Source organism: Aeromonas sp. Y318-3 (assembly GCF_027706185.1).
Lineage (GTDB): Bacteria > Pseudomonadota > Gammaproteobacteria > Enterobacterales > Aeromonadaceae > Aeromonas > Aeromonas veronii.
Genome location: NZ_JAPDCN010000012.1, coordinates 114,380 through 127,179 on the forward strand (window position 1 = coordinate 114,380; position 12,800 = coordinate 127,179).

At 62.7% G+C, this 12,800-nt stretch carries 9 protein-coding genes; 7 read left to right on the forward strand and 2 right to left on the reverse strand.

The features are described 5' to 3' along the window. The 6 genes from OKB77_RS16605 (at nucleotide 1) to mgtE (ending at nucleotide 8,203) form a co-directional block, all read left to right on the forward strand. Nucleotides 1–1,089: an ABC transporter permease gene (locus OKB77_RS16605; protein ID WP_265776216.1), complete on the forward strand. Its 1,089-nt coding sequence runs from the start codon at nucleotides 1–3 to the stop codon at nucleotides 1,087–1,089. Between the two features lie 295 nt (nucleotides 1,090–1,384). Then, the gene (gene nirB, locus OKB77_RS16610) at nucleotides 1,385–3,931 is read left to right on the forward strand and encodes a nitrite reductase large subunit NirB (protein ID WP_270817987.1); all 2,547 of its coding nucleotides are present in this window, start codon (nucleotides 1,385–1,387) and stop codon (nucleotides 3,929–3,931) included. A gap of 100 nt (nucleotides 3,932–4,031) precedes the next feature. Continuing rightward, entirely contained in the window at nucleotides 4,032–4,349 is a 318-nt protein-coding gene (gene nirD, locus OKB77_RS16615; protein ID WP_075113767.1) for a nitrite reductase small subunit NirD, read from the forward strand. Between the two features lie 57 nt (nucleotides 4,350–4,406). After that, complete coding sequence (nirC, locus tag OKB77_RS16620) at nucleotides 4,407–5,219, forward strand: nitrite transporter NirC (RefSeq protein WP_265776218.1); 813 nt, start codon at nucleotides 4,407–4,409, stop codon at nucleotides 5,217–5,219. A gap of 12 nt (nucleotides 5,220–5,231) precedes the next feature. Further along, nucleotides 5,232–6,632 (forward strand): siroheme synthase CysG, encoded by a 1,401-nt coding sequence (gene cysG, locus OKB77_RS16625; protein ID WP_265776219.1) that lies wholly within the window; start codon nucleotides 5,232–5,234, stop codon nucleotides 6,630–6,632. A gap of 146 nt (nucleotides 6,633–6,778) precedes the next feature. After that, entirely contained in the window at nucleotides 6,779–8,203 is a 1,425-nt protein-coding gene (gene mgtE / locus OKB77_RS16630; protein ID WP_265776220.1) for a magnesium transporter, read from the forward strand. 81 nt (nucleotides 8,204–8,284) lie between these two features. On the opposite strand, the gene OKB77_RS16635 is transcribed toward mgtE, so the two are convergent. Next, nucleotides 8,285–9,226, reverse strand: coding sequence for a hypothetical protein (locus tag OKB77_RS16635; RefSeq protein ID WP_270817988.1), 942 nt, complete (start codon nucleotides 9,224–9,226; stop codon nucleotides 8,285–8,287). Between the two features lie 348 nt (nucleotides 9,227–9,574). Between OKB77_RS16635 and OKB77_RS16640 the strand changes: the two genes are divergently transcribed. Continuing rightward, nucleotides 9,575–11,566, forward strand: a complete 1,992-nt coding sequence (locus OKB77_RS16640; protein ID WP_265776222.1) for a bifunctional 2',3'-cyclic-nucleotide 2'-phosphodiesterase/3'-nucleotidase — start codon at nucleotides 9,575–9,577, stop codon at nucleotides 11,564–11,566. Nucleotides 11,567–11,832: 266 nt separating this feature from the next. Here the strand turns inward: OKB77_RS16640 and OKB77_RS16645 are convergent, their stop codons facing one another. Next, a complete protein-coding gene (locus OKB77_RS16645; protein ID WP_005340795.1) occupies nucleotides 11,833–12,798 on the reverse strand; it encodes an ABC transporter permease in 966 nt (321 codons plus the stop codon). Nucleotides 12,799–12,800 lie beyond the last annotated feature (2 nt).

Genomic DNA, 12,800 nt, shown 5'->3' on the forward strand with positions numbered 1-12,800 from the left:
ATGCTGATCCGACTCTGGTGGCTGATCCGAAAAGAGCTGCAGGCCCTGATGGGCAATACTCAGGGGCGCTTTCTGCTCATCATGCCGGTGCTGCTGCAAACCGCCCTCTTCCCGTTCGCCGCCACTCTGGAGGTGACCGGCAATACGCTGGCCATCTACAACCAGGATGGCGGTGCCCAGAGCCGCGAGCTGCTGGAGCGCCTCACCCATATGCCCGCCTTCACCACCATCATCCCGGTGCAGGGCGAGGCGGGCATGACCGAGGCCATCACCGGACAGCGGGCACTGCTCGGGCTGATTATTCCGGGGGATTTCTCGCGCCGGCTGGCGCGCGGCGAACCGGCCAAGGTGCAGCTGATCATCGACGGGCGCCGCTCCAATGGCGGTCAGGTGGCGGCGGGCTACATCAGTCAGGTGATTGTCCGCTGGCAAAGTGAGGGCAAGGGGCAACCCGAGCTGGCGGTGCGCAACCTCTACAACCCCAACGTCGAATTCCACTGGCATATCCTGCCGGCGCTGGTGGCCATCATCACCACCACAGGTTGTCTTATCGTCACCGCCCTCTCGGTCGCGCGGGAACGGGAAGAGGGCACCTTCGATCAGCTGCTGGTCTCGCCCCTCACCGCAGGCTGGATCATGGCGGGCAAGGCAGTGCCCGGCATCATGGTGGCGGTGGGGCAAGGGTGCATAGTCGCGCTGGCCGCCCGTTTTGTCTTTCACCTCCCCTTTGCGGGCAGCCTCAGCCTGCTGATAGCGGGCATGGTCTGCTACGGGCTGGCACTGGCCGGGATCGGGCTCTTCATCTCGTCGTTCTGCTCGACCCAGCAGCAGGCCTTTCTCGGGGTCTTCTCCTTCACCGTACCGGCAGTGATCCTCTCGGGCTACATCTCGCCGGTGGAGAACATGCCGCAGGTGTTCCAGTGCCTGGCGGCCATCGACCCCCTCACCCACTTCATCGTGCTGCTCAAGGGGGTCTTCCTCAAGGGGTTCGACTGGTCGGCCGCCTGGCCCCTGTTATGGCCGCTGCTCGCCATCGCTGGCGTCACCCTGTCGCTGGCGCTTGCCATGTTCCGCCGCCATATCGCCTGACGCGCCGCCTTGCTCCGCTGATGCCGGTCTCGCCCAGTGCGAGATCGGCTTTTTCCGACAGCAGTTTTCACTCCCCGGCTTTTGCTAAAGCGCTCTTGCTCTCCACCATCCCTCACCCAAAACCAGTGCGGAAATCATCAACTGGTATACCTAATTTTGTATATCTTTGAATTTTATCGAATTACCCCTGACGAGATATATAAATAGACACTTGATTTGCATCAATTGCCCGCCCCGACTGACTGGGTAGCCTAACCCCAGAATGATGTTTTATTACTCCAAACTAGAGGCAATCATGAGCAAAGTCAGACTGGTCGTTGTGGGCAACGGCATGGTGGGGCACCGCTTCATCGAAGAGTTGATCGAGCGGGCCGAGCCGGGCCGCTACGAGATCACCGTCTTCGGTGCAGAACCCCGTCCCGCCTACGATCGCGTCCATCTCTCCTCCTACTTCTCCCATCACACCAGCGAAGATCTCTCCCTCGTCAAACCCGGTTTCTACGACAAGCACGGCATCCGCCTGCTGCTCGGCGAAGCGGTGAAAAAAATCGACAGGGCCAACCGCGAAGTGCACTCCAACAAGGGCACTGTGGTCGGGTACGACAAGCTGGTGCTGGCCACCGGCTCCTACCCCTGGGTACCGCCCATTGCGGGCAGTCAGCACCACGAGTGCTTCGTCTATCGCACCATCGAGGATCTGAAAGCCATTCGCAGCGCCGCCAAGAGTGGCAAGAGCGGGGTGGTGATCGGGGGCGGCCTGCTTGGCCTCGAAGCGGCCGGTGCCCTCAAGGCGCTGGGTCTCGAGACCCATGTTGTGGAGTTTGCCCCTGTGCTGATGGCCGAGCAGCTCGACGGTCAGGGCGGCCAGCTGCTGCGCCGCAAGATTGAATCCATGGGGGTGCAGGTACACACCAGCAAGAGCACCAGCGAGATCCTGATGCATGGCGGTGAACAGGCGAAGCACCGCCTCGCTTTCGCCGACGGCAGCCAGCTTGAAGTGGACGTGGTGGTCTTCTCCACCGGCATTCGCCCGCAAGATACCCTGGGCCGTTACGGTGATCTCGCCATCGCCGAGCGCGGCGGCATCGTCATCGACGATCACTGCCTCACCTCCGATCCCGACATCTATGCCATCGGCGAGTGCGCCGCCTGGCAGGGCCGCTTCTTCGGGCTGGTGGCACCGGGCTACAAGATGGCCCAGATCACCGTCGACCATCTGCAGGGCGGCGACAGCCGCTTCGAAGGGGCGGACATGAGCGCCAAGCTCAAACTGCTCGGTGTCTCCGTCGGCTCCATCGGTGATGCCCACGGCCGCACACCGGGCAGCCACAGCTATGTGTTTCAGGACGATCAGGCTGGCGTCTACAAGAAGATCGTGGTGAGCGAGGACAACAGCCGATTGCTCGGCGCCGTGCTGGTGGGTGACGTGGAAGATTACGGCAACCTGCTGCAGATGATGCTCAACGCCCTGCCGCTGCCGAGCCACCCGGACACCCTGATCCTGCCCGCCTACGCCGGAGCCAAACCGACGCTGGGGGTGGATGCCCTGCCGGAAAGCGCCCAGATCTGCTCCTGCTTCGACGTCTCCAAGGGCGACATCGCCAAGGCGGTGGCCGAGGGTCACACCACCCTTACCGCCATCAAGCAGCACACCAAGGCCGGTACCGGCTGTGGCGGCTGCGTGCCGCTCATCAGTCAGGTGCTCAACGCCGAACTGGTGAAGCAGGGCATCGAGGTCAACAACCACCTCTGCGCCCACTTCCCCCACTCCCGTCAGGAGCTGTTCCATCTGGTCAAGGTGGAGGGGATCAAGAGCTTCGACGAACTGCTGGCCAAGCACGGTCAGGGCTATGGCTGCGAGGTGTGCAAACCGACCGTCGGCTCCATCCTCGCCTCCTGCTGGAACGAGCATGTGCTGAGCCCGCGCAACATCCCGCTGCAGGACACCAACGACATCTTCCTCGGCAACATGCAGAAGGACGGCAGCTACTCCGTCATCCCGCGCATGGCCGGTGGCGAAGTGACTCCGGAAGGGCTGCTGGCTGTGGCCGAAGTGGCCCGCGACTACAAGCTCTACACCAAGATCACCGGCGCCCAGCGCATCGGCCTGTTCGGGGCCCAGAAGGATGACCTGCCCGCCATCTGGCGCAAGCTGCTGGCGGCCGGCTTCGAAACCGGTCAGGCCTACGCCAAGGCGCTGCGCATGGCCAAGACCTGTGTCGGCAGCACCTGGTGCCGCTTCGGCGTGCAGGACAGCGTTGGCCTCGGGGTCTTCCTCGAGAACCGCTACAAGGGGATTCGCACCCCGCACAAGATGAAGTTCGGCGTCTCCGGCTGTACCCGCGAATGTGCGGAAGCGCAGGGCAAGGACGTCGGCATCATAGCCACCGACGCGGGCTGGAACCTCTATGTGGGCGGCAACGGCGGCATGAAGCCGCGCCACGCCGATCTGCTGGCGTCTGACCTCGACCGCGAGACCCTCATCAAGCTGATCGACCGCTTTATGATGTTCTACGTCACCAGCGCCGACAAACTGCAGCGCACCTCGGTCTGGCTCGGCAATCTGGAAGGGGGTGTCGACTACCTGCGTGAGGTGATCGTCGACGACAAGCTGGGGCTGGCCGAGACGCTGGAGCGCGATATCCAGACTCTCATCGACAGCTACGAGTGCGAATGGTCGCGCACCCTCAATGAAGAGGAGGCGCTCAAGCGCTTCAGCCACTTCATCGACAGCGACAAGCGCGATCCGGACGTCCAGTTCGTCGCCGAGCGCGACCAGCACCGACCGGCGACCCCGGCCGAGCGCATCCCCGTCTACCAGATCGAGGTGGAAACCAAATGATGAAACTTGCCTGCCAACTCAACGATATCCTGCCGGGCTGCATGGACGTTTGCGCCCTGCTCGATAGCCAGTTCATCCAACTCGAGGTGGAGATTAAGCGATGAAACTTGCCTGCCAACTCAACGACATCCTGCCGGGAACCGGCGTCTGCGCTCTGATTGAGGGTCGTCAGATCGCCCTGTTCCGCCCGAGCGCGGCGGCCGAGGTGTTCGCCATCGACAACCGGGATCCCTTCTTCGCCGCCAACGTGCTGTCGCGGGGCCTGATCTGCGAACACGACGGCGAACTCTGGGTGGCCAGCCCGCTCAAGAAGCAGCGCTTTCGCCTGAGCGATGGCCACTGTTTCGACAACCCTGCGATGTCGGTGCAGAGCTATCTCGTTGAAGTGCGCGACCAGCAGGTCTGGGTCGCCGTCTAAAGCCGATTTCACTCTCTTTCGGGCTGCCTGAGGGCAGCCCTTTCAAGGACTCACAAGATGTACACGGAAACCATTAACAAGTGCGCCGCCAACGCGGCCCGCATCAACCGCTTCGAGCGCAGCGACAAGCTCGGCTTCTGGCTCAGCTCCGCCATGGCGGGGGCCTATGTGGGCCTCGGCATCATCCTCATCTTCACCCTCGGCAATCTGGTGGATCCCGCCATCCGGCCGCTGGTAATGGGGGCTACCTTCGGCATCGCCCTGACGCTGGTGATCATCGCCGGCTCCGAGCTGTTTACCGGCCACACCATGTTCCTCACCTTCGGGGTGAAGGCGGGCAAGATCACCATGGCCGACCTGCTGCGCATCCTGCCCCAGACCTGGGCCGGCAACCTGATTGGCTCCGTCGTGGTGGCGCTCATCTACTCCTACGGCGGCAGCCTGCTGCCGGATGCGGGCAGTCTGGCCCACAAGGTGGCGCTGGCCAAGACCCAGGCACCGGCGCTGACCCTGTTTATGAAGGGGATCCTCTGCAACTGGCTGGTCTGCCTCGCCATCTGGATGGCGCTGCGCACCGAAGGGGCGGCCCGCTTCATCGCTATCTGGTGGTGTCTGCTGGCCTTTATCGCTTCCGGCTACGAGCACTCCATCGCCAACATGACCCTGTTCGCCCTCTCCTGGTTTGGCGCCCACTCGGAGGCCTACACCCTGAGCGGCATCGGCCACAACCTGCTGTGGGTGACGCTGGGCAACACAGTCTCCGGCGTCCTCTTTATGGGCCTCGGCTACTGGTATGCCACCCCGAAAGCTGAACGCCCGGTCGCAGTGAGCGAGACCACCCGCACCGCCAACCAGACCCGAACCGCCTGATCCGGAGGCCCCATGGACTACTTGCCCATCTTTTGCCGACTCGACAACAAACCCGTGCTGCTGGTCGGCGGCGGCGAGGTAGCGGAGCGCAAGGCGCGCCTGCTGCTGGATGCCGGTGCCCAGCTCACAGTAGTCGCGCCCGAGCTCGACCCCGAGCTGGCGGAACTGGCTGCCAACGGGAGCATCGAGTGGCTGGCCGGTGAATTCGCGCCGCAGCAACTGGCGGGCAAGTGGCTGGTGGTGGCCGCCACCGATCGGCGCGAGGTGAACGCGCTGGTCTACCAGAGAGCCAATCAGGCGCGGATCTTTGCCAACGTGGTGGATGACCCGAAACGCTCCAGCTTCATCATGCCGTCGATCATCGACCGCTCGCCGCTGATGGTAGCCATCTCCTCCGGCGGCAAGGCACCGGTGCTGGCACGCTTGCTGCGGGAAAAACTCGAAGCCCTGCTGCCACAACATCTGGGTGCCGTGGCGACCTTCGCTGGCAGCCTGCGGGAGCGGGTCAAGGCCCGCTTCGCCAGCATGGGCGAGCGGCGCCGCTTCTGGGAGCGGCTGCTCGGGGCGGACCGGCTTGGGCAGGCGCTGGCACGGGGCGATAGCGCCTCTGCCAATCAGCTGGCCGACAGCCTGTTTGCCGACGAGCGCCAGACCGGTGGCGAGGTGGTGCTGGTGGGAGCAGGCCCCGGCGATCCGGGCCTGCTCACCCTGCACGCCCTGCGCCAGATGCAGCAGGCGGACGTGGTGGTCTATGACCGGCTGGTCTCCGACGAGGTGATGGCGCTGGTGCGCCGGGATGCCAAGCGTATCTTCGTCGGCAAGCAGGCGGGCAACCACTGCGTGCCGCAGGAGGAGATCAACCAGCTCTTGCTGGAGGAGGCGCAGAAGGGACAGCGGGTGGTGCGGCTGAAGGGGGGCGACCCCTTCATCTTCGGCCGTGGCGGAGAAGAGCTGGAGACGCTGGTTGGCAGCGGCATCAGCTTTCAGGTGGTACCGGGGATCACCGCGGCCAGCGGCTGCGCCGCCTACGCCGGCATTCCGCTCACTCACCGCGACCACGCCCAGAGCGTGCGCTTCGTCACCGCCCACGGCAAGGGGGGCGCCCGGGATCTCGACTGGCCGCTGCTGGCCAAAGACAAACAGACCCTGGTGTTCTACATGGGGCTTTCCAGCTGTGCCACCATCCGGGAGCAGCTGCTGACCCACGGCAAGGGGGTCGATACCCCGGTGGCTCTGATCGAGCGCGGCACCCAGCCCTGCCAGCGGGTCATTCGTGGCACCCTCGATGAGCTACCCGCGCTGGCAGTGGGGGTTGAGAGCCCGGCGCTGATCATGGTGGGCTCCGTGGTGACCCTGGCCGACCGGCTCGCCTGGTTTGGCGAGGCCCCGCAGAGCCAGCGAGCCTTCGCCTGAGGGATTCTCGGCAACTCACCATGAGGCCACCAGCAGGTGGCCTCACTTTTACCTCTCTCTTCCCCCATCACGGTCATAACCTGTTGTTTTAAGTCTGGTATCCTATGGGCATTGAGCCCTTGGCTACCATCTCAGGAATTCATCCCATGTCTCTTCCCATCAAGAACAGCGCCCGGCAGCGCGCGGATGACAGATCCCGCATTCTCACCCTGCTGCTGCGCGATGATGCCCTCACCGACAGCCTGCTCGATCCGCAGGTGGTGCAGGATGCCGAGCAACGCGATCAGACCAGCGAACTCACCGCGCTGGTCAACGGGTTGCCCGCCGCCGACGTCGCCGATGCGCTGGAGTCGCTGCCGCCCGATGAGCGTCATGCCCTGTGGGCACTGGTGGAGGAGGAGAAGCGCGGCCAGATCCTGGTCGAAGCGTCGGAGACGGTGTGGGACAGCCTCATCAGCGGGATGAGCGACAAGGAGCTGCTGCACGCCCTGCGCACCCTGGATATCGACGACCAGATCTATCTGGGCCAGTACCTGCCGCGCAACCTGATGGGGCGGCTGCTTACCTATATGGCCCCCGCCGACCGGGATCGGGTGCGGGAGGTGATCCGCTACGGCAAGCACACCGTCGGCGCCATGATGGACTTCGAGATCATCACCATCCGCCCCGAGGTGACGCTCGCCACGGTGCAGCGCTATCTGCGCCTGCGCGGCAAGATCCCCGCCAACACCGACAAGCTGTTCGTCATCGACCGGCGCAACCACCTGCTGGGGGAGCTGGCCCTCACCACAGTACTGCTGCACAAGCCCGCCATCCTGGTGAGCGACGTGATGGAGCGGGATCCGGTCACCTTCGATCCGGAGGATAACGACGAAGCGGCGGCCCGCACCTTTGAACGGGATGACCTGCTCTCCGCCGCCGTGGTGGATGGCAAGGGCAAGCTGATGGGCCGCCTCACCGTCGAAGAGGTGGTGGATCTGGTCTATGAGGAGAGTGACACCGACCTGCGCCGGATGGGGGGTATCAGCGAGGATGAAGACGTATTCGCGCCCGTCTCCAAGGCGGTCAAGACCCGCTGGGCCTGGCTTGCCATCAACCTCTGCACCGCCTTTGTCGCCTCGCGGGTGATCGGCCTGTTCGAGCACACCATCTCGCAGCTGGTAGCACTGGCGGCGCTGATGCCCATCGTCGCCGGGATCGGCGGCAACACCGGCAACCAGACCATCACCATGATAGTGCGGGCGCTGGCGCTGCAGCACATTCAGGCGGGCAACCTCTCCTTCCTGCTGCTACGGGAACTTGGCGTCGCCTTTATCAACGGGCTGGTGTGGGGCGGCACCATGGGCATCGCCACCTATCTGCTCTATCAGGATGCGGCGCTCGGCGCCGTGATGACCCTGGCCATGATGCTCAACCTGCTGGTGGCCGCCCTGATGGGGGTGATTATCCCCATGACCATGACCCGCCTCGGCCGCGACCCGGCAGTCGGTGCCAGCGTAATGATCACCGCCATCACCGACACCGGCGGCTTCTTTATCTTCCTCGGGCTGGCGACACTGTTCCTGCTGTAAACCGTGCGTTGAAAACAACAAGGGAGCCACTGGCTCCCTTGTTGTTTCAGGCGCGTTTGCCCGCCCCTGCCGTTGGGTTGCTTATCGCTTGTCAGCGGTGATCAGCAAGCCATTGGTGTCGGGGAAGCCGATGACCAGCGCCTCTTTTTTGGCATCCGCGGTAAAGGTGGTGACATAGGCAACGCTGTTATCCATCGCCCGGGCCAGAGCAGCATTCCAGAGGTTTTCGATCGGCGTGGCGGCAGCAGATTGCTTGAAGTTGCACTTGCCAAACCCAGTCATGGTCAGCTTGCTCAACCCGGCAGTGGCACTCCCCTCGCCCACCAGCGTACAACCTGCCGCCGGAAACTCGATCGCTACCGTCAGCTTGCCGCCGTTGTTGGTGGTATCCACCTTGCCCACCATGTCGCTGCTGAAGCCATCGCTGTCCGTGGCACTCCAGCTGGCCGTGGTTACCGCTTTGGTGGTCAGAGCCGTCACCGCCACATGACCGCTGAAACCGGAATAGATGGGGGAGTTGTCGGAGAACTTGGTGCCGGTCCGAGTGAAATCAAAAACCCAGCGCTTGATCTCCTTGCCCTGCAGATCGATGACCGGCTGATCCTGGAAGGTGATGAGGTTGTGGTCGTTGTTCACCGAGCTGAGCGCCGTGCTGGTGCCGAGTCGCTCGCTGTTGCGGATCAACTGCACTGGGTAGATCCCGTCTTTGTCGGCTTTCTGGTCAGCCTGACCCAGCCACTGGCTGTTGGTCTCGACCTTGCCCACCTGATGATCCACCCAGACACCCCAGTGCTGCACGGTTTCACCCTTCGGGTAGACCAGCGCCAGACCATCCAGACCCTTGATCATGCGCGGCGTCGCCTTGTCGCCGTCGCGGCTCATCAGATTCGCTTGGTAAAGACCCGCCTCCGGCAGAGCCAGTGGCACCCGCTTGGCGATGCTGTTGGCAGCTTTTTCGCTGTCACAGGCAGACAGAGCCGCAGCGCAGGCGATGGCCAGCAGCGCTTTGTTGTGCATTTTCATGAGTTTTTATTCCTTGCTGTCGCTTTGTAATTTTTAGATGCAATCAATCGCCGCTGAATTTAAGGGAAAGGTCATCTATCAGTCGAATGGAGATCTGTAACCAACCATTACAGCCTCGTAGAAGCGCTTGGCCGCGCAGCTTGCCCCGACCGCACTGCGGTGACTACAGGGTGACTAACGGCGGAAAAGCAGCGAGGGTAGCGACCCGAAAAAACAGATGAAAATCAGAGTCATAACTCTATTAACAGGAGGGTAATTAGCCCGAATTGCCAGGCTGCTCACAATCGGATTCTTTTGCTGTCGATAGAATGCACCACGCTGGCATACCCATAACAAGAGAATCCAACAATGAAAACCACCCTCAAACTGAGCGCGGTGGCAGTTATCTTTTTGCTGTCCGGCTGTGATGACAACAACTCTCAGGCCCCCGGTGATCTCACCCTGCGGCTGATCGAAACCTCTGATATCCACTCCAACCTGCTGAGTTACGACTACTACCAGAACAAGCCGGATGCCTCGCTGGGCTTTGCCCGCACCGCTGTGCTGATCCGCAAGGCCCGCGAAGAGAACGCCAACAACTTGCTGATCGACAACGGCGACCTGATCCAGGGCACCCCGCTGGCCGACTATATCCACGACCAGCAGGTCAAACAGCAGTGGCTGAGCAAGCAGACCCACCCCGCCATCAAGGCGCTCAACACCATGAGCTATGATGTCGGCAACCTGGGCAACCACGAATTCAACTTCGGTCTCGACTTCCTCTCGGAGACCCTGAAAGGGGCCAACTACCCCTACATCAACGCCAACGTCTTCCAAGCCGATGCCTTCAGCCGTGATGGCAAGGGCACCATCGACTGGAGCAAGCAGAAGTTCAAACCCTATGTGGTGCTGGATCGTCAGGTGAAGGATGCCAACGGCAATACCCAGACCATCAAGGTCGGTGTGCTGGGCCTGACTCCGCCCCAGATCACCCAGTGGGACAAGCGCAATCTGGAAGGCAAGGTGGTGGTGGCCGATATGGTCGAGACCGCCGAGCACTATGTGCCCGAAATCCGCGCCAAGGGCGCTGACATCGTCGTGGTCGTAGCTCACACCGGCATCATAGGTGACCCGCGCGAACCCATGATGGAGAACGCCGCCCTGCCGCTGGCCAAGGTGAAGGGGGTCGATGCCCTGCTGCTGGGCCACGCCCACCGCACCTTCCCGGGCGATTACCCCAACATGACCGATGTGGACAACGAGAAAGGCACTCTGGCGGGCGTACCGACCGTGATGCCGGGCGTCTGGGGCAACCACCTCGGCATCATCGACCTGCACATGACCTGGAAAGAGGGTCGCTGGGAAGTGGCCTCCAGCCAGTCCCAGCTGCGCAAAATCGACAGCAGCGCCAGCAGCACCGAAGATCAGGCGGTAGTCGATCAGGTCATTGCCGAGCACGAGCAGGCCAACCAGTGGCTGGACGAGCCCCTCAGCAAGATCACCAAGCCAATCCACAGCTTCTTCGCACTGGTACAGGATGACCCCTCCATCCAGATCGTCAGCGACGCCCAGCTGTGGCACGCCAAGAAACTGCAACAGGATGGTCAGCTCAAGGAGAAATGGCCCATCCTCTCCGCCGCCGCGCCATTCCGCGGCGGTCGCAACGGCCCGACCGACTTCACCTATGTACCGGCTGGCGATATCTCCCTGCGCAACGTGGCCGACCTCTATGTCTACCCCAACACCCTGCAGGTGGTCGCCATCAATGGCGCGACCGTACAGGAGTGGCTGGAGAAGAGCGCCGTCCAGTTCAACAAGATCGATGCTGCCAGCACCGCTACCCAGTGGCTGGTCAACGAGAAGTACCGCACCTACAACTTCGACGTGATCGACGGGGTGAACTATCAGGTCGATGTGACCAAACCCGCCCGTTACGATGTGGATGGCAACAAGGTGAGCGACAGCTATCGCATCACCAACCTCACCTATCAGGGCAAGGCAATCGACCCGGCCCAGATGTTCTACGTGGTGACCAACAACTACCGCGCCAGCGGTGGTGGCAACTTCCCGGGCATCAACGCCAAGGTGATCGTCCATGAAGATCAGTTCGAAACCCGCGAAGTGCTCTCCGAATACCTCAAGGATCTGGCAGAGAAGAATCCGGCCGGTTTCGAGCCCCCGGCAGACAACAACTGGCAGCTGGCCCCCCTGCCCGCCAATCTGGATCTGCGTATCTACAGCTCCCCGCGCAGCGAGGCGCAAGCCCTGAGCGGCGGCAAGCTGAACTATGTGGAGACCCTGCCGGCCAGCGATCCCAAACACCCCGGCTTTGGTGTCTACAAGCTGGTGCTGGCACCCTGAACCTCAGGGTTAATCCGGCAATAACCAGTGCAACCCCCTCCTGATACGAGGGGGTTTTTGATGGTGCTGGCGGAGGGGTCAGCGCCTGTACGCCAGCCGCTACCCGCAGCAACTCGCGCAGCCCATTTATCCCTTCACGCCACCATCCCCCTCTATCACACCATCCAGATCCCGGCTGGTCTGCCCCATCCCGCCCATAAAAAAACAGGCCCACCGAAGTGGGCCTGCTGTTATTTGCGTGGGTGGGAGTATCGCGATAAAGGGCGCTACTCCCGCTCCTTCACATAAGGTGTACCTAGTGCCTTGGGGGCCACCGCACGGCCGATAAAACCGGCCAGCAGGAACACGGTCAGGATGTAGGGCAGTGCCTCGATGGCCTGCACCGGAATGGCGAAGCCACCGATGCTGACCCCTTGCAGCCGGATGGCGACCGCATCGAGGAAGCCGAACAGCAGGCAGGCTGCCATGGCATTCCAGGGGCGCCACTTGCCGAACACCAGCGCCGCCAGTGCCATAAAGCCCTTGCCCGCACTCATGTTGGGGATGAACTGGGCCGTCTGGGCCACCGCCAGATAGGTGCCACCGATACCGGCCAGCAGGCCGCCGATGAGGAGCGCGGTGTAGCGCATCCGCACCACAGAGATACCGGCGGTATCGACCGCTGCGGGTGCCTCACCCACCGCCCGCAGACGCAGACCGAAGCGGGTACGGAACATCACCCACCAGGCCAGCGGCACACAGGCAAATGCCACGTACTCCAGCAGGGAGTGGCCGCTCAGCAGCTCGCTGTAGAGCTGGCCGATCACCGGCACATCCCACAGCTCCTTGGCATAGGGCAGATCGATGGGGGCGAAACGGGCATCACCGGAGAGCGCCGGGGTCTGGCCACCCTGATCGAACCAGTAACGGCCCAGGGTGACGGTCAGACCGGCCGCCAGAATGTTGATGGCCATGCCGCTCACCACCTGATCACCCCGGTGGGTGATGGTGGCAAAGCCGTGCATCAGGGCAAACAGGATGGAGACACCCACTCCGGCCCCCAGACCTACCCAGGCAGAACCGGATACCGCAGCCGCCGCACCACTGGCGAACGCCGCCGCCAGCAGTTTGCCTTCCAGCGCGATGTTGACCACCCCGGAGCGCTCGCAAAACATACCCGCCATGGCCGCCAGAATGAGGGGCGGCGCGGTACGAATGGTCGCATCCAGCATCAGGATCAGAATTTCAAACATGA

What these genes read in the sequence shown, in the direction of transcription:
- OKB77_RS16605 (WP_265776216.1), top strand. Translation starts at nt 1, where the DNA reads ATGCTGATCCGACTCTGGTGGCTGATCCGAAAAGAGCTGCAGGCCCTG.
- nirB (WP_270817987.1), top strand. Translation starts at nt 1,385, where the DNA reads ATGAGCAAAGTCAGACTGGTCGTTGTGGGCAACGGCATGGTGGGGCAC.
- nirD (WP_075113767.1), top strand. Translation starts at nt 4,032, where the DNA reads ATGAAACTTGCCTGCCAACTCAACGACATCCTGCCGGGAACCGGCGTC.
- nirC (WP_265776218.1), top strand. Translation starts at nt 4,407, where the DNA reads ATGTACACGGAAACCATTAACAAGTGCGCCGCCAACGCGGCCCGCATC.
- cysG (WP_265776219.1), top strand. Translation starts at nt 5,232, where the DNA reads ATGGACTACTTGCCCATCTTTTGCCGACTCGACAACAAACCCGTGCTG.
- mgtE (WP_265776220.1), top strand. Translation starts at nt 6,779, where the DNA reads ATGTCTCTTCCCATCAAGAACAGCGCCCGGCAGCGCGCGGATGACAGA.
- OKB77_RS16635 (WP_270817988.1), bottom strand. Translation starts at nt 9,226, where the DNA reads ATGAAAATGCACAACAAAGCGCTGCTGGCCATCGCCTGCGCTGCGGCT.
- OKB77_RS16640 (WP_265776222.1), top strand. Translation starts at nt 9,575, where the DNA reads ATGAAAACCACCCTCAAACTGAGCGCGGTGGCAGTTATCTTTTTGCTG.
- OKB77_RS16645 (WP_005340795.1), bottom strand. Translation starts at nt 12,798, where the DNA reads ATGTTTGAAATTCTGATCCTGATGCTGGATGCGACCATTCGTACCGCG.